General features: G+C 34.9%; 15 protein-coding genes. 6 read left to right on the top strand and 9 right to left on the bottom strand.

Features of this window, described 5'->3' with window-relative positions; genetic code table 11:
- Positions 1-373: 373 nt before the first annotated feature.
- Positions 374-1,255, top strand: coding sequence for a cupin-like domain-containing protein (locus IEW40_RS06445; protein ID WP_188617251.1), 882 nt, complete (start codon positions 374-376; stop codon positions 1,253-1,255).
- A 34-nt stretch (positions 1,256-1,289) separates the two neighbouring features.
- On the opposite strand, the gene IEW40_RS06440 is transcribed toward IEW40_RS06445, so the two are convergent.
- The 9 genes from IEW40_RS06440 to IEW40_RS06400 all read right to left on the bottom strand — a co-directional run bounded on the left by IEW40_RS06440 (position 1,290) and on the right by IEW40_RS06400 (position 11,168).
- Positions 1,290-2,999 carry a M14 family metallopeptidase gene (locus IEW40_RS06440; RefSeq protein ID WP_188617250.1) on the bottom strand — a complete coding sequence of 570 codons (1,710 nt, stop codon included), beginning with the start codon at positions 2,997-2,999 and terminating at the stop codon, positions 1,290-1,292.
- Between the two features lie 77 nt (positions 3,000-3,076).
- The gene (gene lepA / locus IEW40_RS06435; RefSeq protein WP_188617249.1) at positions 3,077-4,873 is read right to left on the bottom strand and encodes a translation elongation factor 4; all 1,797 of its coding nucleotides are present in this window, start codon (positions 4,871-4,873) and stop codon (positions 3,077-3,079) included.
- Between the two features lie 93 nt (positions 4,874-4,966).
- Positions 4,967-5,494, bottom strand: a complete 528-nt coding sequence (locus IEW40_RS06430; protein WP_188617248.1) for a hypothetical protein — start codon at positions 5,492-5,494, stop codon at positions 4,967-4,969.
- Between the two features lie 3 nt (positions 5,495-5,497).
- Positions 5,498-6,025: a hypothetical protein gene (locus IEW40_RS06425; RefSeq protein ID WP_188617247.1), complete on the bottom strand. Its 528-nt coding sequence runs from the start codon at positions 6,023-6,025 to the stop codon at positions 5,498-5,500.
- A 25-nt stretch (positions 6,026-6,050) separates the two neighbouring features.
- Positions 6,051-6,602 (bottom strand): RNA polymerase sigma factor, encoded by a 552-nt coding sequence (locus IEW40_RS06420; RefSeq protein WP_188617246.1) that lies wholly within the window; start codon positions 6,600-6,602, stop codon positions 6,051-6,053.
- Positions 6,603-6,729: 127 nt separating this feature from the next.
- Entirely contained in the window at positions 6,730-7,365 is a 636-nt protein-coding gene (locus tag IEW40_RS06415; protein ID WP_188617245.1) for a 50S ribosomal protein L25/general stress protein Ctc, read from the bottom strand.
- Positions 7,366-7,410: 45 nt separating this feature from the next.
- The gene (locus IEW40_RS06410; protein WP_188617244.1) at positions 7,411-8,349 is read right to left on the bottom strand and encodes a ribose-phosphate pyrophosphokinase; all 939 of its coding nucleotides are present in this window, start codon (positions 8,347-8,349) and stop codon (positions 7,411-7,413) included.
- 83 nt (positions 8,350-8,432) lie between these two features.
- Positions 8,433-9,923 carry an SGNH/GDSL hydrolase family protein gene (locus IEW40_RS06405; RefSeq protein ID WP_188617243.1) on the bottom strand — a complete coding sequence of 497 codons (1,491 nt, stop codon included), beginning with the start codon at positions 9,921-9,923 and terminating at the stop codon, positions 8,433-8,435.
- Between the two features lie 12 nt (positions 9,924-9,935).
- Complete coding sequence (locus tag IEW40_RS06400; RefSeq protein ID WP_188617242.1) at positions 9,936-11,168, bottom strand: OmpP1/FadL family transporter; 1,233 nt, start codon at positions 11,166-11,168, stop codon at positions 9,936-9,938.
- A 411-nt stretch (positions 11,169-11,579) separates the two neighbouring features.
- Here IEW40_RS06400 and IEW40_RS06395 point away from each other — a divergent pair, with 411 nt between their 5' ends.
- The 5 genes from IEW40_RS06395 (at position 11,580) to IEW40_RS06375 (ending at position 18,772) form a co-directional block, all read left to right on the top strand.
- On the top strand, positions 11,580-12,845 hold the full coding sequence (locus IEW40_RS06395; RefSeq protein WP_188617241.1) for a PSP1 domain-containing protein: 1,266 nt from the start codon (positions 11,580-11,582) through the stop codon (positions 12,843-12,845).
- Positions 12,838-13,305 (top strand): gliding motility lipoprotein GldH, encoded by a 468-nt coding sequence (locus IEW40_RS06390; protein ID WP_188617240.1) that lies wholly within the window; start codon positions 12,838-12,840, stop codon positions 13,303-13,305. The genes IEW40_RS06395 and IEW40_RS06390 overlap by 8 nt, the downstream gene beginning before the upstream one ends.
- A gap of 6 nt (positions 13,306-13,311) precedes the next feature.
- The gene (locus IEW40_RS06385) at positions 13,312-15,681 is read left to right on the top strand and encodes a penicillin-binding protein 1A (RefSeq protein ID WP_188617239.1); all 2,370 of its coding nucleotides are present in this window, start codon (positions 13,312-13,314) and stop codon (positions 15,679-15,681) included.
- Between the two features lie 64 nt (positions 15,682-15,745).
- The gene (locus IEW40_RS06380; protein ID WP_188617238.1) at positions 15,746-17,290 is read left to right on the top strand and encodes a protein adenylyltransferase SelO; all 1,545 of its coding nucleotides are present in this window, start codon (positions 15,746-15,748) and stop codon (positions 17,288-17,290) included.
- Between the two features lie 216 nt (positions 17,291-17,506).
- Positions 17,507-18,772, top strand: coding sequence for a DUF6080 domain-containing protein (locus tag IEW40_RS06375; RefSeq protein WP_188617237.1), 1,266 nt, complete (start codon positions 17,507-17,509; stop codon positions 18,770-18,772).
- Positions 18,773-18,777 lie beyond the last annotated feature (5 nt).

The following is an 18,777-nucleotide window of genomic DNA, read 5'->3' as shown; positions in this document are numbered from 1 at the left end:
GTTAGTACAAGTTTTTTTCTAAATGTTACAAAAGTTTAGATAATAATTATATGCATAGGTTAAACTCATTAAAAGTAATCGCAAAGAATTTATCTTAATTATTCATTATTTTATGAGAGCAAGGCGTAAACGCTTCGCAAAGCTAGATGTTTTAACTTTGTGCATCTAAAATTCAAGATTGATGCATTTTAGCGTACCTAAGAAATGTTTTCAATGGAGAGTAGAAGCCTTGTTTTACTATTTTGAAATGTGTCTAAGTTACTTTTTTAGGGTTTTTGAAAATTTTTAACCCATTTAGTGTGGTTTAAACTCTAATTTTTCATCATTAACCCAATATTAATTATTTTTGTAAATTAGTATTAAATTTTAAGAAATGGCTTTAATTTTAAAACCTATAGATGTTGTAGAAAATATCACCAAAGAAGAATTCGAAGAAAAATATCTAAAACCTAGAATTCCTGTAGTTATTCGTGGTATGGCAAAAAACTGGCCAGCCTACGAAAAATGGAACTTAGATTATATGAAAGAAACGGTGGGAGATGTAGAAGTCCCGTTATATGATTCTTCTAAAGCTGATCCTGCAGCGCCCATCAACGCTTCTGCTGCTAAAATGAAATTTGCAGATTATATAGAGCTCATCAGAAATACACCTACAGATTTAAGAATTTTCTTATTTGACCCTATAAAACATGCTCCCAAATTACTAAAAGACTACCTTTCTCCTAAAGATTTAATGGGAGGTTTTTTAGACAAATATCCTAATATGTTTTTCGGAGGAAAAGGTTCTGTCACTTTCTTGCATTTTGATATTGATATGGCACATATTTTCCATACGCATTTCAACGGTAGAAAACACATTCTGCTTTTTGATTACAAGTGGAAAGAAAGATTGTACCAAATTCCATACGCAACTTACGCACTAGAAGATTATGACATTTCTAATCCTGATTTCGAAAAATTCCCAGCATTAGATGGTGTAGAAGGTATAGAATGCTTCTTAGAACACGGAGATACTCTTTTTATGCCAACTGGTTGGTGGCATTGGATGAAATATCTTGACGGAAGTTTCTCTATTTCACTGAGAGCTTGGGACAAATCTTGGGCTGTAAAAGCACATTCTCTTTGGAATCTTACGGTACAAAGAAAATTTGATGATTTGATGAAATCTAAATTCAAGAAAAAATATATGGATTGGAAAGAAGGGCTTGCCATAAAACGCGCTGAAAAAGCAAAAAAAGCTGGGCTTCCTAGATAATACAAATCCTCAGAAATTTCTGAGGATTTACTTTTTACAAAATTCTATAAATAGGATATTGATTTACCGTTCCTTCATAATATTCGGAGTTTTTATACACCCATTCTAATTGCGCAGCTCCGTTTTCGGCAAAGTCTTTTTCTACTGCTTTTTTCATTTCGAAAGCTGTTTTTAGTGCTTTGTTATTTTTCAGTAATTCTGCTGCGGTATCTTCGAAAACGTAATCTGAGAAATATTCTTTTTGGCTCAGAATACCATCAAAAAAATTCCAGTTAAAGTAAGAATCTATTGCTTCTGGTTCTAGTGTTTCGAGTAGAAATTTTACCCCAATCTGCTTCGTTGGCACCAAATAATCGCCTTTTTTGAAACGAAGTGTTTCGGATTTTTTGGAAACATTGGTGTCATAATGCAAATAATGACCTTCATAAGGGTATTTTACTGTCTTAAAATCTGTAATTTTATAAGATTCCACAGAAATCAAAGAATCTGATTGTATTTCCTTGATTTTTATTTGATTGCGTTTTAAATTTTCAATGATTTTCGTTTCAGATTTTGGAATTACATAGTAAGTTGGGATTACAATTTCTTTGTCGGTTTTGTAAGTATCAAAGAATTTTACTTTTCTGGTAAAAGGTTTGTTTCTGTCATAGAAAAGTCTTGGTTTACCAGAAATATCGCTTGGTTTTTTGCCTGCTTCATAACCTTTGAAATCAATAAAGCTGTATTTGGTACTGTCTAATTTCCATTTGATGGTGTACTTCTTTTTAGGCAAATAATTCGTGAATTCTTCCATCATTTTTTCTGTAATTTTCATGTAATTCTCATCTACAAAATTGATAGAATGTTTCATATATTCATACGTAGCTTTTACGCGGTCTTTGTAAGGTTTTAGCATATGCGTTTCTGCCACCGTTCCTGCCGTGTTAAAAAGCGTGGTGTAGCCCGTAGCGTATCTTGGAGAATCCATAAATGCTGGGAAACCTTCGTCTGGCGTATCACCGTGAATGTTAACGTATGGCACACTCAGAATTTTCTCTTTTTCTAGATTTTCAATCAATTTCGGTTGCATTTCTTGGTGAAAATACGTCCCGAGAGAATTGCCCAATCTTTCTTTATTGGTAGAAATATAGGTAAAAGTGTACTGATAATCTGCGCCGTTACTTACGTGATTATCAATAAAATAAATAGGCTCTAGCCAATGAAAAATCTCTTGAAAAGCTTTAGCGTTTTCTGTATCATTTTTGATAAAATCTCTGTTCAAGTCAAAATTTCTGGCATTCCCACGAAAACCGTGTTCTTCTGGTCCGTTTTGATTGGCTCTAGAGAATTTGCCTCGTCTTTGCATTCCCGAAATATTGTAGGCTTCAATAGCAGCAACTTTGGTATTTTGTGGCACTTTTATTTTTCCTAAAGCCAATTCTCGCATCAGCATCATTGTAGCGTCTATTCCGTCACTTTCACCAGGATGAATGCCATTGTTGATTAGAATTACAGGATTTAGAAATTTAAATTTCTTAGTTTTAGAAACATTGAAAATCACTACTCTAATAGGTTCTCCGTTGTCATCTTTTCCTTTTTCTACCACCGAAATACTTTCGAAATTTTTGTCTAAATCGTCATAGAATTTCACCATTTCTTCGTAAGTGGTGGTTTGGTTTCCGTTGCCTTTTTCGTAAGGTGTTTTAAAATCTTGAGCAAAAGAAAATATAGTTTGAAAGAGAAAAAGTAGCGTAATTTTTTTCATTGAAAGGAATTTTTAGACGAAATTAAAAAAAATCCACAGAAATTTCTGTGGATTTTGTGTATTCTGTGAGAAAAAAACTAGTCATTCAATTTCAAAACTGCCATAAATGCAGATTGTGGAACTTCTACTCTTCCGATTTGCTTCATCTTTTTCTTTCCTTCTTTCTGCTTTTCTAGGAGTTTACGTTTTCTGGAAATATCACCACCATAACATTTTGCGGTAACGTCTTTTCTCAAGGCTTTTACGTTTTCACGGGCAATTACTTTCGCACCAAGAGCTGCCTGAATCGCAATATCAAATTGTTGACGAGGAATCAGTTCTCTCAGTTTTTCGCACATTTTTTTACCAATGTAATACGCGTTGCTATCGTGAATTAACGAAGAAAGTGCATCTACCATATCTCCATTAATCAAAATATCCATTTTCACCAATTTAGAAGCTCTAAAACCAATTGGATGGTAATCAAAACTTGCATAACCTTTAGAAATAGATTTCAGCCTGTCATAAAAATCAAAAACTACTTCAGAAAGCGGCATATTAAACACCAATTCTACACGATCTGATGTTAAGTAAGATTGGTTTACAATTTCGCCACGTTTTTCGATACAAAGCGTCATTACTGCACCTACGAAATCAGATTTTGTGATGATGGTTGCTTTTATATATGGCTCTTCTACCCTGTCTAGAGCGATAGGATCCATCATTTCTGATGGGTTGTTAATCAAAATAGGAACTTCTGGTTCTTTTTTAGAATAACCAAAATACGAAACGTTAGGAACGGTAGTAATTACGTTCATATTAAATTCTCTGTCGAGTCTTTCCTGAACAATTTCCATGTGAAGCATTCCTAAGAAACCACAACGGAAACCGAAACCTAATGCTGCAGAACTTTCTGGTTCGAAAACCAAAGAAGCATCATTCAATCTTAATTTTTCTAAAGAGAATCTCAATTCTTCAAAATCTTCTGATTCTATAGGATAAATTCCTGCAAAAACCATAGGTTTTACATCTTCGAAACCATCAATTGCTTCGGCAGCAGGATTGGCCATAGATGTAATGGTATCACCTACTTTTACTTCTCTAGCGTCTTTAATTCCAGAAATAATATAGCCTACGTCTCCGCATTTAATTTCAGATTTCGGGGCCTGTTTTAATTTCAATGTTCCTACCTCATCTGCTTCATAGACTTTATCCGTCGCCATGAATTTTACTTTCTCTCCTTTAGAAATTTTACCGTTTACTACTTTAAAGTAAGCTTCAATTCCTCTAAAAGGATTGTAAACAGAATCGAAAATCAAGGCCTGAAGCGGTGCATTTTCATCACCAACAGGCGCTGGAATTCTTTCCACAATTTGTTCAAGCAATTCATGAACGCCAGCTCCGGTTTTACCAGAAACGCGCAAAACGTCTTCTGGTTTACAACCCAAAAGATTTACGATTTCATCGGTAACTTCTTCTGGATTGGCAGATGGTAAATCTATTTTATTAAGAATAGGGATGATTTCTAAATCGTTTTCTAACGCTAAATACAAGTTAGAAATCGTCTGAGCCTGAATGCTTTGCGCAGCATCTACAATAAGAAGTGCACCTTCGCAAGCTGCTATAGAACGAGACACTTCGTAAGAAAAATCTACGTGCCCAGGAGTATCAATAAGGTTTAGGATGTATTTTTCTCCTTTATATTCATAATCCATTTGGATGGCGTGAGATTTTATGGTAATACCACGCTCTTTTTCCAAATCCATATCATCTAGGGTTTGCGCTTGCAATTCTCTCTGAGATACCGTGTTGGTATATTCTAAAAGTCTATCTGCAAGCGTAGATTTTCCGTGGTCTATATGTGCAATGATGCAAAAATTTCTAATGTTTTTCATTCTTTTTCTAATGATTTGCAAAGATATTGATTTTAATGGAATTTACAGAAAATAAAAAACTTCGGAAAGTTTCCGAAGTTTAGATAATAACCATTATTGAACATCTATCATAGGTCCACGACCTGGAGGTGGTCCCATTTTATCTCTTCTTTCCATCAATTTTTCTCTCATTTTACCCTCTTGTTTAAAGAGTTTAAGAACTTGTTGAGGGGTTAATATTTTCAAGAATTTTTCTGCATACACCTTTCTATTGTTGAGCAATTGTTGGCCTAGGTCAAAACTTTGGTCGAGTAATTTTTTCGCTTCTGCGTCTGATAAATCAAATTCAGAAACATTATTGTTTTTAAATTTGTCTTTGATGGCTTTTTGGCTTTGGCCATATTCAAAGAGTAACTTTTTAAAAGCTTCTTGCTTTTCTGCGGGAACTTGTAGGTTTCTGATGGTCATCATAGCGGCAGCATCATGCATTAGCTTCATTCTTTGTTCAGGAGAAAGGTTTTTAATATATTCTCTTCGTTGTTCCTGAGACATGTTTTTAAAGTCTGGTCTTGGGGTTTCTTGCGCTTTTGTGGTCACAAAAAAAATCAAGAGGAATAAGGTGTATATTGTATTTTTCATCATTTTTTAATTAAAAAGTTCTAAATATATATCTTGGTCTGTGTTTTTGCTTAGTTCTTTCAACTCTTCGTCTGTAAGAGAATTAAGGAGTTGGTCATAATTTAAGTCTGCAGCTTTGGCGGTTGTTTTTATGTCAGAAGCAGTACCAGAAGTGGGTACATTAGCCTTTGTAGTTTCTGATTGTTTCTGTATTTCTTTTGCGACTTGGTGCACTTCTGTGACGGTGGTTATGTCTTGGTTAGTTAGCATATTAGTTTCTTTAGCATGCGTTTTTACGTTGACCACGCTATCTGTTTCTGTTGTCGTTGTAATATCTGCTTGATTGGTTTTCCAAAGGAAAGTAAACCCTAAGACAAGGACCAATGATGCAGCCATAGAAGTTAGGGTAGAAAAATTAAGTTTAAAGATTTTGGTTTCTTTTTTATTTTTCAGAGTGGTTTGTTTCAGAACATTGGCTTGCATCTCCTCGAAAAAATTCTCTGGAGTTGTATAAGGGGTTTTGCGTTCTAATTTATCTAAATCTAATTCTTTCATCACTTCTATTTTTGATGGTTATCTTTTATAATTCGTGGTTTTCTCTGATGTAATTTTCTATTTTTTCTTTGGAGTAATGGTAATTTGTCTTGCAAGTACTTACGCTCATGTCTAGAATTTTACTTATTTCTTCAAAAGGCAATTCATCATAGTACCTTATGTTGAAAACCAATTTTTGCTTTTCTGGTAATGTTTGTATGGCCTTTTGTAACAAAATCTGAATTTCTTCTGCATTGTGGTCTGCGTTATCTGCTACTAATCTCTGCATATGATTCTCTGCATCTTCGTCTGATTTTTGCATTTTTTTCATTTTTGCCAATTGTTGCAAGGCTTCATTGGTGGCAATTCTGTAGAGCCAAGTGTAGAGTTGGCTATCATTTTTGAATTGGGCAAAATTTTGAAAAGCCTTAATAAAAGTATCTTGCAATACATCTTGCGCCACATCATGTTGCACAATTAGCCTTCTAACGTGCCAATAGAGTCTACTTTGGTAGGTATCCATCATCGCTCTCAAACCTTTTTCAGAGGTTTGGGACTGAGACATCAGCATGATTATTTCTTTATCCGTGAGCTTCATTGATTGGCATTCTTATCTTTGATAATGAATTCTTTAAAAAGTTAAATTTAAAATTAAAAAAATTTTAGACATAAAAAAACCATCGAAAAAATTCGATGGTTTGGTATGTTTTGAAAAAAGATTCAAATTATTCTGCTGATGCAGCTTCTGCTTCTGGAGCAGCACCTTCTGTTTCTTCATCATCATCGTCATCCATAACAGCAGCGCCACCTTTCATAGCATTTCTAGACATCTTAACAGCAGCTACTACTGCATTGTCTGGGTGCAAGAAAGTGTAAGCTTCGTTTTTGATGCTTCCAACATACAATTTGTTACCAATTCTAAGTGGAGTAACATCAATTACGATTTCGTCTGGTAAGTTAGCAGGAAGAGCTTTTAATCTTAATTTTCTGAAAGATTGTCTTAGAACACCCCCAGCAACAACCCCTTTAGCACGACCTGTAATTCTTACTGGTACTTCCATAACTACTGGTTTATCAGCGCTCAATTGATAGAAGTCTGCATGTAAGATTTTGTCTGTAATTGGGTGAAATTGGATGTCTTGTAAAACAGCATCAATTTTTTTCCCTTCTAGCTCAATTACTACCGTGTGTGCATCAGGAGTGTAAACCAAGTTTTTGAACGATTTCTCAGCAGTAGAGAAATTGATTGGTTGCTCACCTCCATAAACAACACAAGGAACTAATTCAGCATCACGTAGAGCTTTTGTAGACTTTTTGCCCACGTTTTCTCTTTTCTGTCCTTGAATTGTAATAGATTTCATTTATAAATATTTAAAATTTCAGGGTGCAAATATACTACTTTTTTATTAAATGATAAATTTATCACTAATAGATTTATGTTCGTGCACCATTTTCATAACATCAGCAAAAAGAGCAGCGCAGCTTAGCACTTTGATTTTAGAGGATAATTCCGTTTTTACTGGTATTGTGTCTGTTACGATAACCTCGCTGATTTGAGAATTTTCTATATTTTCATAGGCTTTACCCGAAAATACAGCGTGGGTAGCCATTGCTCTTACTGATTTTGCTCCATTTTTGATTAGAATTTCTGCTGCTTTGCAAAGTGTGCCTGCAGTGTCTACCATGTCATCAATAAGGATTACATTTCTGTCTTTAACATCCCCAATTAGGAACATTTCTTCTACCACATTTGCTTTTTTTCGTTCCTTATAAGCGATTACAACTTCAGCTCCTAGATAACCGGCATAGTTTTTCGCTCTTTTGGCGCCTCCCATATCTGGTGAAGCGATGGTAAGGTTATCCAGATTTAATGACTTTATATAATCTACAAAAATAGTAGAAGCATATAGGTGGTCTACAGGAATTTCAAAGAAACCTTGAATTTGGTCTGCGTGTAAATCCATTGTCATTACTCTGGTAGCGCCAGCTGCAGTGAGTAGATTGGCTACCAACTTGGCGCCAATAGGTGCTCTTGGTTTATCTTTTCTATCTTGTCTAGCAAGACCATAATAAGGGACTACTACGGTAATGTTTTTAGCTGAAGCTCTTTTAGCCGCGTCTATCATTAACAATAGTTCAAGAAGATTATCTGCTGGAGGAAACGTAGAGCCAATTAGAAAAACCCTTCCACCTCTTACAGATTGGTCTAGAACGGGTTCAAATTCACCATCACTGAATTGTTGGAAATTAATTTTTCCTAATTCTTGACCGTAGTGAGCGGCGATTTTTTCTGCTAATACTTTACTGGTTCTGGTACTAAACAAATAGGTAGCTTGATCTAACATTTTTACTTTTTTTACTTGTGCAAATTTAAAAAAATAAAACCACCTGAAAAACATCAGGTGGTTTTAATAAAAAAATTTATTTATTAAGGGAATGTAACCCCAGAATAACCATTTGGATTTACCATTGGCAACGTTGAGCCATACTTATTATTAATTGCTTTTATAAATTCATTAGCAATAACCGCATAACCTCTTCCTGTAAGGTGCACCCCATCGAGCGAGAAGGTTCCTCCGGTTACAAATCTTGCTGTATATTTTACTCCATCAAATTGGATTCCTGATGACTTAGAAAGTTCTTTCATTTTAGCATTTGCGTCTACGAAAGCTAAGCCTTTAGATGATGCTAAACTGTAGATGATATCATTAAACTTACCAGTTGCGGTAGACACTTCTGCTACTTCATTTGCCATAAGCACATGTTTATCTTCTAATGGGAAAGTAACACCATACTTATTAAAAGGAGCCACTGCCAAAGGAGAGCTAGGAGCAGTACCAATTACAGAAGAAGTTGTAAGCGGAATTAAGTCTGCTTTGGTAGCATGTCTTGCTTGTCCAAAAACCATTCCCATCAAACCTGCTTGTTGAGCGTTTACACCTGCTCCGATAAGTGCAGTAGTAATTTGGGTAGATAGATTGGTAAGGCTTTCGTCTTTGATTAACAATGGATTATTAGTTAGTCCTAATAAATTCAATCTAGAGCCTTGTCCGTAAGCCGTAAGGATTTGTTTAAGTGGTCCGAAAACTTGGGCATTCAAGGCTGTCACAGATGCTTGGTCTAGAGGAACAGGGTTGTAAGGTACCGTTGTAAAAAATGGAATGGTAGTTACTTCTGGTATATTTGCAACCACTCCTTTAGCACCAGCAGAGGTCAAAGTAGTAATTAATGCAGTATAAGCTTGAGTGAATAAAGCTTCAGTAGTGATTGGGTTAGAGCCATCTCCACCAGAAGTTGCATATCCTAAAACATCATTATTCCCAATCCATAATGAGAAAAATGTAGGGTTGATTTTCATAGCATCTGCTAATACTGAGGTAGTAGGAGATGAAGAGAATCTTACAAAATATGGGTTTGCGGTACCCGTAGCTAATCCTGCAGCATTTCCATACCCAGGAGCCACTAAATGATAAGACTTAGCACCAGGCACCCCTAAATTATAAATAGGAGATTCAGGCTTGTAAATATTAGCGATGGTATTGGTTGCAGAGCCTGAAGCCACTGTAGGAGACAATGCCCCTGTAGCAGAAACCGCTAAAATCAATTTATTAGAAATACCTACCGCTGGAATACCCCCTAAATTATCTGACATTAAAGGTTGAGAAAAATTAGCCGCTCCACCTGCCAATTTCATTTGTTGAGCAATCATAGAGGGATAAGATTCGTTTTGTCCATCTAGGTAGAGTGCTCCATCTCTATACCCTGAAGTAAGAGAGTTTCCTAGTGCCACATATTTTGTAAAATCCGCGGTTCCGTTAGTTACTTTTACATCTTTAACATCCGTTTCAAAATCAGTATTACAACTTACGGTAAAAAGTAAACCAGCAACGGCTAAAGAAGAAATTAATATCTTTTTCATAGTTTTATAAAATTAAAATGCATTATAAGATAAGCCTAGTCCAAAGTACATTGCTTTTGCTTTAGCTTGTCCATAGAAATTGTAATATGCGTTCTTTACCTCTCTTGATTCTGGGAAAGAAAAAGCAGCAGAGAGGTCTACCCCTAGTTTTCCGAATTTGTACCCGATACCTCCTGTAACCACGCTTGCATCAAAAGATGGAGTTTCTGGGATAAAATACTCATCAGTATAAGGAGATTCATCATAATAGTAACCTAATCTTCCGGCAAATTTGTCTGTAAACATATATTGTGTACCGAATCTAAAAGTTTTAGCATTGTGGAAGTTTTTAGGAGTACTTAAAATAGTAGGGTCTGCTTGGTTACCAATAGGAGCATTAGCAAAGTCAAGCGTCAATTTGTTGTATCTCTCCCAACCATGGTAGTTGAAATCAGCAGAAACTAGCCATTTAGGAGTTACTTTATAGGTTACCCCAATGGTGTACTCTTCCACTAGAGGCAGAGTAGCAGTAAACGAATCTTGTCCTTGAGCATTAAGTCCTAAATTAGGATAAAGAGCAGATGAAATATTGAAAGTTGCTGTTCCGTTTTTTGCCTCCATTTCTACTGGAGAACGATATGCAATACTTACATCTAGATTATCACTTGGTTTAAAATAAAAACCAAACCCAAAACCAGTACCTGAAGCTTTTTCGTCATTGATATTAAGAGTACCTCCTAATTGATTTACCGCTTTATCCCAATCTACTAATCCTTTCGCATAAATAAAGCTACCTCCTATAGAAGCCCATTCATTGAACTTGAAAGAAACCATTGGTTGAAAATAGAAACTCTTCAGTTCCATTTTTTGTACCATTTCATTTCCTGCCCAGTCATCAGCCCATTTTACGGTACTTCCAAAAGGCGTAGCCACACTAAGCCCTAATGAAATGGTATTGCTCACTTTATAAGCAATCGCTGCATAAAGAGGGGTTCCTAATGGGTTGTCTGTTTTGAAGGATTGAAGCGTAGAAAGATTTTGGTATTCAACTTCACTTTTTGCACCAAATGCACCTACTGCAACACTAAGTTTGTTAGGAATGAATGAAATCCCTGCAGGGTTAAAAAAAGCAACACTTGCGTCTTCGGCGTGTGCACTTGTGTGCGCCATTGCAAGTTGCTTAACTCCTTGTAGAGAAACTCTAAATCCCCCAGCATAAGTCATAACGCCGGCCAATAGAGCTGTAGTTATTAAAATTCTTTTCATGTTATTTAATTATTAATGTGCCAAATATAAAATTATTTTATGTATAAATGTTAAAATTAAATTAAAAAAATTAAACAATTTGTTATCAAACTCCATTGTTTATTTTACATCAAAACAATTAAAAACTCACAAATAATTCATTACAAGACACTTAAGAAATCATACGATTCAAATAATTAAACGCTTGTTTAATAAAATATTTGTTAAACAATCGTTATGTAATGCATTAGAAGGCCATTGTTTTTAATATAGATTCGATATCAAAAATCACATTTTATTAAATTATATTCAATGTTTTTGTTAAATTAACAATAATAATAAAAATTAAAAAAGTAAGAATCTCCTAAAAAAATTATTTATCTTTAGAATTTAAAAATTATACTAAATTTGCAAGAATTAAAAATATAATATATGAGTTGTGGATGTAATACATCCGGAGATTCTACACATTCATGTGCTACAAAAAGCACCACAGGTTGTTCTAATGTAGACACTTGTGGCAATAGTTATAAATTAAATGTTTTTGACTGGCTTTCTACGGTAAAGGCTCCTCAACAGAGCAAATGCCCAATGGTAGAGGTGAGGTTTAAAAACGATAGAAAGAGCTATTATCATAATGTAAACCAACTTCCTTTGCACTTAGGAAGCGTAGTAACTGTAGAATCTAATCCGGGCCATGATATAGGCGTGGTAAGCCTTACTGGAGAATTGGTAAGAATTCAGATGAAGAAAAAAAACTTCAACGAAGAGCTTGCTCCCAAAATTTATCGTATTTCTAGCCAAAAAGACATAGAAATATGGCAAGAGGTTAGAAAAAAAGAGGAATCTGTAAAAATACAAGCTAGAAAAATTGCTAAAAATCTACATCTTGAGATGAAAATTACCGATGTAGAATATCAAGGTGATGGTGCAAAAGCAACATTTTATTATACCGCGGAGGGAAGAGTAGATTTCCGCCAATTGATTAAAGAATACGCTTCTGCTTTCAAAACCAAGATAGATATGAAGCAGATTGGTTATAGACAAGAGTCTGCCAAAGTAGGAGGCATAGGCTCTTGCGGAAGAGAATTATGTTGTTCTACGTGGCTTACTGATTTTAGGTCTGTAAATACCAATGCAGCAAGATACCAGCAGTTAAGCATTAATCCTCTTAAACTAGCTGGTCAATGTGGTAAGTTGAAATGCTGTCTTAATTTTGAGCTCGACAGTTATGTAGATGCGCTGAATGATTTCCCTTCATCTAACACGGTATTAGACACCGAAAAAGGAAGAGCTTTTTGTATAAAAATAGATGTTTTCAAACGTAAAATGTGGTTTGCTTATGTAGAAAATTCTATGGCTTGGTATGACATAGATGTAGCAGATGTGAAAAAGATGATTTCTATGAACAAAAAAGGCAAAAAAGCTACTCCACTAGAGGACCTTAAGTCATTTGCCTTAGATGATAAACCTGTCACAGTCGATTTAATTCAAGAAAACAATCTAGACCGTTTCGAAAAGAAAAGAAATAAGCAAAGAAACAAAGGAAATTTCCAACAAAACAACAACAAAACCCCTAACAACAGTAGTGAAAACCAACAAAATACTGCTGAAAAAAGAAATCCTGAACAAAAAGACCAGAAAAAACCATTCAAACATAAAAAGAAGTTTCCACCCAAAAGAAAAAACAATGAATAAATATTTTTTGATATTTTTCGTTTTACTTACAGTTATTGGTTGCGCTCCGAATAATGAAGACGTGCAGATGAAAGAAATCAATAATCAATGGGGACAAAACCAGAAACAAACATTTGTTTTTGATATCAAAGATGCTGAACAGCCGAAAAACATCATTTTTATTGTAAGAAATAACAATCAATATCCTTATAATAATTTGTTTTTAATTTCGAGTTTCAAGGCAGAAAAGGAAAAAACCTCAAAAGTAGACACTTTGAATTACCTACTTGCCAAACCTACAGGAGAATGGATTGGTACGGGATTTGGAGAGACAAAGGAAGCCTTGTTTTTATACCAAACTCAGTTTAAATTTCCGAGCAATGGTAAATACCAAATTACCTTGCAACATGGGATGAGAACTAAAACTTTAAAAGGTATAGAAGACATTGGCGTAAAAATTGAAAATTCAACTCAACCATAATCATCTATGGAAAACACGATAAAACAAGGGAGCACGCATACATTTCCGCTTCCTCCTAAAAAGAACGGTAACAAGCAAGGCTATAAAAAATGGGTAAAGTACATTTGGACAGGCTTAGCTGCAGTAGTACTAGGAATTGCGTTTCTATTTTTTGCCGTTTCTCAAGGATTCCTTGGTGACATGCCAGATGTGCAAGAACTAGAAAATCCCGATATTTATGTAGCTTCAGAAATCATCTCTTCTGACGGGGTATTATTGGGTAAATTTGAAAAAGAAAAGACCATCCCTGTTACTTATAAAGATTTGCCTCAACATTTAATCTATGCATTACAAGCTAAAGAAGATGAAAGATTTAGAGAGCATTCTGGTATCGACATGAAGTCTATAGGTAGAGCCATAAGATATGGAGGCGCCAGAGGTGGCGGTTCTACCATTACTCAGCAGCTTGCAAAGTTATTATTTACTAAAAACCCATCTACAAATCCCATCATGAGAGCTATCCAAAAGCTTAAAGAATGGGTAGTAGCCGTAAGTCTTGAGAAAAGATATACCAAAGAGGAAATTGTAACCTTATATTTTAACAAGTTCGATTTTCTACATAATGCAAATGGTATAGAACTCGCCTCTAAAGTTTATTTTAATAAATCTGCCAAAGACCTTACACTTTCTGAAGCGGCTACTTTTGTAGCTATGCTAGAAAATCCGAGAAGAAACAACCCTATAAGGTACATGGATAGAGCTATTAAGAGAAGAAATGTAGTTCTTGATCAGATGTTAGAAACCGGCTATATAGACCAAACTACACATGATAAAGTAATAGCAGAACCAATCAATGTAGATTTTCACCCGGTAGAAAACGTAAGCGATGGTTACTCTGCTTATTACAAATTCTTCTTAAGAAAAGAAATTCAAAAATATTTAGAAGAATACGAAAAAGAAACAGGTAAAAACGTCAATCTTTTCCGTGATGGTCTTAAAATCTATGTTACTTTAGATTCTAAAATGCAAAAATATGCGGAAGAAGCAATAAAAGAACATTTAACGAATCTACAAAAAGGCTTTGACGCAGAACAAAGAAGAAATCCTAATAGACCTTTCTATTTCTTAAAGAAAAATGAAATCGACAAAATTATGCTTCAGGCCATGAAACGTACCGGAAGATATAAGCAGTTGGCAGCCGCTGGCGTTTCTGAAGATTCTATTATGATGGATTTCAAGACACCAACCAAAACTTCAATATTTACTTGGGAAGGCGAAAAAGAAACAGAAATGTCACCTTACGATTCTATAAGATATCACAAACAAATTGCACAAGCAGGATTGATGTCTATGAACCCCGGAACTGGGGAAATCAAAGCTTGGGTAGGAGGTATTGATTGGCAGCATTTCCAATATGACCATGTGAAACAAGGAAAAAGACAAGTAGGTTCTACTTTCAAGCCTTTTGTTTACGCTACCGCCATTATGAATTTGGGTATGACCCCTTGTTCTACCGTATCTAATGCCACATTTAACGAAAGAGGTTATAGAGTTCCTGGTAGAGGAGGAAATCCTACATTAAGACAAGCATTAGCCAATTCTCTCAACCCAGTTGCTGTTAGGTTAATGGATATGGCAGGCCCTGACAATGTGATTAAACTAGCAAGAGACCTAGGTGTAACTGAAGAAATTCCAAGAGGACAACTTGCAGTAGCTTTAGGTTCATCTGACATCACCATCTACGAAATGCTTGGCGCTTATAGTACTTTCGGAAACTTTGGAAATTATGTAAAACCAGAGATGATATGGCGTATAGAAGATGCCAATGGTAGGGTAATTAAAGAAGTAAAAAATGAAACCAAAGAAGTAATGAACGAAAAATACGCCTACACCATGGTAGACCTTATGATGGGCGTTACTAAATTTGGTACAGCTTCAGGAGAACTTAGAAGATTAGGCATCCCGGCAGAAGTAGAAATTGCAGGCAAAACTGGAACTACACAAAACAACTCAGACGGTTGGTTTATGGGAATTACCCCTAACCTAGCCACAGGAGTTTGGGTTGGCTGGGAAGACAGAGCTACCCACTTTTGGAGCACTGGCGAAGGTCAAGGTGCTAGAATGGCACTTCCTATTTGGGGTATATTTATGAAAAAAGTTTGGGCAGACAAATCTCTCGGCATTCTCCCTGATGATAAGTTTATAAAACCATCTGATTGGAACGGCGGCTGTGACGACCTAAGAGGTATGGGCAGTGGTTATGGTGACGAAGGCGGTTTACAAACGCTAGACCAAATCAAAAATCCTAAACCGGTAGAAGAAAAGCCTAAAGCTAAGCCTAAGGAAGAAAACATGAACGATAAACTCAACAAAGAAGATATCGATTTTAATCAATAAAACATATCAACCGTTTCAATCTTTTTGAAGCGGTTTTTTGTGGGAAATGCTTTAGTTTTGCAAAATGAATTTAGCTACAATTACACAACGATATTTGGAAATTTTTCCGGGAGATTTTTCTGGAAATCCTGCGCAAAGGCAAACCCCTAATTTCTTTTTTGCTCTCACTGAAATTTATGGTTTTAAAAAAGCGATGTTGCTTCATTTCAACGAAAATTTAGCCAAAGAAATAGGACTTGGAAGCATTGAAAATCAAGAAGATAAAGACTTCTTAAACGCCACTCAGCTTCCAGAAAATCTAAAAACTTTTTCCACGGCTTATGCAGGACATCAGTTTGGGCAATGGGCAGGACAATTAGGTGACGGAAGAGCAATTTACGCAGGAGAAATTCAAAATTCTGAAGGAAAATTTACAGAAATCCAATGGAAGGGAGCTGGTGCCACTCCCTATTCTCGTCATGCAGACGGTAGAGCAGTTCTTCGTTCTTCCATAAGAGAATATTTGATGAGTGAAGCGATGTTTCATTTAGGAATTCCTACAACTAGAGCGCTTTCTCTTTCTTTAACTGGCGAAAAAGTGGCTAGAGACGTTATGTACAACGGAAATGTTGATTTCGAACAAGGCGCCGTTGTCATCAGAACTTCCGAAACCTTTTTAAGATTTGGGCATTTTGAATTATTAGCTGCAAGAAATGAATTGGATACTTTACAAAAACTTGCAGATTTTACCATCGAAAATTATTTCCCAGAAATCGATAAAAATTCAACAGATAAATATCTAGAATTTTTTAAAAAAGCAGGTGAAAAAACCGCCGATATGATTGTAGAATGGATTCGTGTAGGATTTACACATGGTGTGATGAATACCGATAATATGAGCATTATTGGCAACACCATTGATTACGGACCATTCTCCTTTTTAGATGAATACAATCTCAATTTTACTTCAAATACTACCGATTTACCAGGAAGAAGATACGCTTTTGGCAAACAAGCACACATTGCTCATTGGAATTTAATTCAATTAGCCAATGCACTTTTTCCTTTAATTAAAGATGAAGCAGCGCTGGAAAAAATCTTAATTGATTACAGTGAAATGTTTTGGAAAAAGCACGATGAAATGATGGCTAAGAAATTTGGGTTTGAAAAACTAGAAAGATATGACGCCGATTTTTTCACTTCTTGGCAAAAACTAATGGAAGAAATTTCTACAGACTATACGTTGTTTTTCAATCAGTTAGAAACACTTGAAGAAGGTTTGGATATTGTAGAACATTTCAAAAAATCATTCTATCAGAATTTGAATAAGGAACATGAAACCTTGGTGATAGAATTTGTAGAAAATTATAGACAAAGACTTTCAAACAATCAAATTTCTAGGGAAGAAAGCAGAAAATTGATGCAAAAAACCAATCCGAAATTTGTATTGAGAAACTATTTGCTTTACGATTGCATTGCAGAAATGGAAGAAGGAAAAACAGAATTATTTGACAAACTTTGGAATGCTTTGCAAAAACCTTACGAAGAAATCTATCCAGAATTTTCAGTAAAAAGACCAGAAAAATATGAAGGTGTAGTTGGTTGTAGTTCGCTTTCTTGTTCTTCTTAGTCCTTTTTTTGGAACACAAATGACGCTGATTTTACAGATTTTTCACTGATATTTTTTTGAATAAATTTAATCTTCTGTAAAAATAAAATAGAAAATCTGCTTTAATCCGTAAAATCTGCGTTATCAACGTTCAATCTCTGTAGAGATTATAAATAAAGTAAAAAATTATTTCCACTCATTGTGTTGAAATAATTTATTTTTGCAAAAATTTTATCCTTGAAAAAAGTCAAAGACACTTTAAAACTGATTTTCCCGAGCAATCTGGTAGAATGGATTTTGTTCATCGTTTTCCTTACATCTTACGGAGTTTTAGGGACGTATATCGCACTGAATTACAGAATTATATTTGACGATAGAATTCCTTGGGACGCGTATTTTAGTTTTGACAATCGTTCGATTATAATGACAGGTGGTGGTTTTGAGAGGCATCCGCTTTCTAATTATTTCTTCGATTGGATTAGAAAATTTGCACTTTGGATTTCAGAGGGTAAAAAGAACGAAATTTTTCGATTGGTTTTGGCTTGGTTTAGCAATTTTGCGGTGAGTTTGGCTTTAGTTCAATTATTCAAATATTTAAGAAACATCGTTAGAATTCCATTGAAAATCAATTTATTAATTACAGTTTTCTTTGCATTTTTCACGACTCCTATTTTACTTTCTTTCACGCCAGAAACTTATACTTACACCTTGCTTTTTTTGATAGCTTTTAATTATTACGCAGCGGCAAAACTCAAAAAAGAAAAGAAAATTTCTCTATTTCCTTTAACTTTTGCTTCGGTTTTAGTTGGTGGTTTAACGATTACCAATATTGTAAAAGTCTATATCCCCATACTTTTTGAGAAAAATTTATTCAAAAATTTCAAAACATTTTTCAATGCTGTGATTAGAGTTGTGATTTCAGCAGCGGTTTTCGTTTTGTTGTTTTTGTACCGATTAGATTGGGATTATATGAGAATTTTCACGAAAACGGGCGAACAATACGAGAAATTTTCTAAGCCAAAAGTTACACCACTTTGGGATATGATTTCGTCTTGGTTTTTCGGGGGAAATATGATTTTTTCAAATTTCGTGGTGAGAGATTATCACAATAAAAAAGGTTTCCATTACAACGCTATTTTTATGGATGTTTTTTCGTCTGTAATTCCTTACCTATTTGTTGCGGCGGTTCTTATTCTCGTTTTTTGGAGTTATTTTAAAAATTTCAAAAACAAATTTGTTCAGATTTTGATGCTTTCGTTTTTTGTGGATATCATCATTCATTGTGTTTTAAAATTTGGTCTGCACACTTCTTACATTTACGGCGGACATTTTATTTTCGTAGTTCCTATGATGCTCGGTTGGTTGTTTTTCGGATATAAAAATTCTCCGAAAATGCTTTCTTTTCTTACGGTTTTTGTTGGGATTTTATTCGTCTTTTTAATAGCGAATAATATTTATAGAATGGAAGAATTCTTTTGGTTTTTAGATAAAAATTACAGATAAAAATT

Origin of the sequence: Cloacibacterium rupense, from assembly GCF_014645495.1 — a bacterium.
Taxonomy (GTDB): domain Bacteria; phylum Bacteroidota; class Bacteroidia; order Flavobacteriales; family Weeksellaceae; genus Cloacibacterium; species Cloacibacterium rupense.
The sequence above is the reverse complement of the archived record's forward strand: the minus strand, read 5'-3'. Positions and strand labels throughout refer to the sequence as shown.

Coding starts and splice junctions, on each gene's coding strand:
- IEW40_RS06445 (WP_188617251.1), top strand. CDS start 374: ATGGCTTTAATTTTAAAACCTATAGATGTTGTAGAAAATATCACCAAA.
- IEW40_RS06440 (WP_188617250.1), bottom strand. CDS start 2,999: ATGAAAAAAATTACGCTACTTTTTCTCTTTCAAACTATATTTTCTTTT.
- lepA (WP_188617249.1), bottom strand. CDS start 4,873: ATGAAAAACATTAGAAATTTTTGCATCATTGCACATATAGACCACGGA.
- IEW40_RS06430 (WP_188617248.1), bottom strand. CDS start 5,494: ATGATGAAAAATACAATATACACCTTATTCCTCTTGATTTTTTTTGTG.
- IEW40_RS06425 (WP_188617247.1), bottom strand. CDS start 6,025: ATGAAAGAATTAGATTTAGATAAATTAGAACGCAAAACCCCTTATACA.
- IEW40_RS06420 (WP_188617246.1), bottom strand. CDS start 6,602: ATGAAGCTCACGGATAAAGAAATAATCATGCTGATGTCTCAGTCCCAA.
- IEW40_RS06415 (WP_188617245.1), bottom strand. CDS start 7,365: ATGAAATCTATTACAATTCAAGGACAGAAAAGAGAAAACGTGGGCAAA.
- IEW40_RS06410 (WP_188617244.1), bottom strand. CDS start 8,349: ATGTTAGATCAAGCTACCTATTTGTTTAGTACCAGAACCAGTAAAGTA.
- IEW40_RS06405 (WP_188617243.1), bottom strand. CDS start 9,923: ATGAAAAAGATATTAATTTCTTCTTTAGCCGTTGCTGGTTTACTTTTT.
- IEW40_RS06400 (WP_188617242.1), bottom strand. CDS start 11,168: ATGAAAAGAATTTTAATAACTACAGCTCTATTGGCCGGCGTTATGACT.
- IEW40_RS06395 (WP_188617241.1), top strand. CDS start 11,580: ATGAGTTGTGGATGTAATACATCCGGAGATTCTACACATTCATGTGCT.
- IEW40_RS06390 (WP_188617240.1), top strand. CDS start 12,838: ATGAATAAATATTTTTTGATATTTTTCGTTTTACTTACAGTTATTGGT.
- IEW40_RS06385 (WP_188617239.1), top strand. CDS start 13,312: ATGGAAAACACGATAAAACAAGGGAGCACGCATACATTTCCGCTTCCT.
- IEW40_RS06380 (WP_188617238.1), top strand. CDS start 15,746: ATGAATTTAGCTACAATTACACAACGATATTTGGAAATTTTTCCGGGA.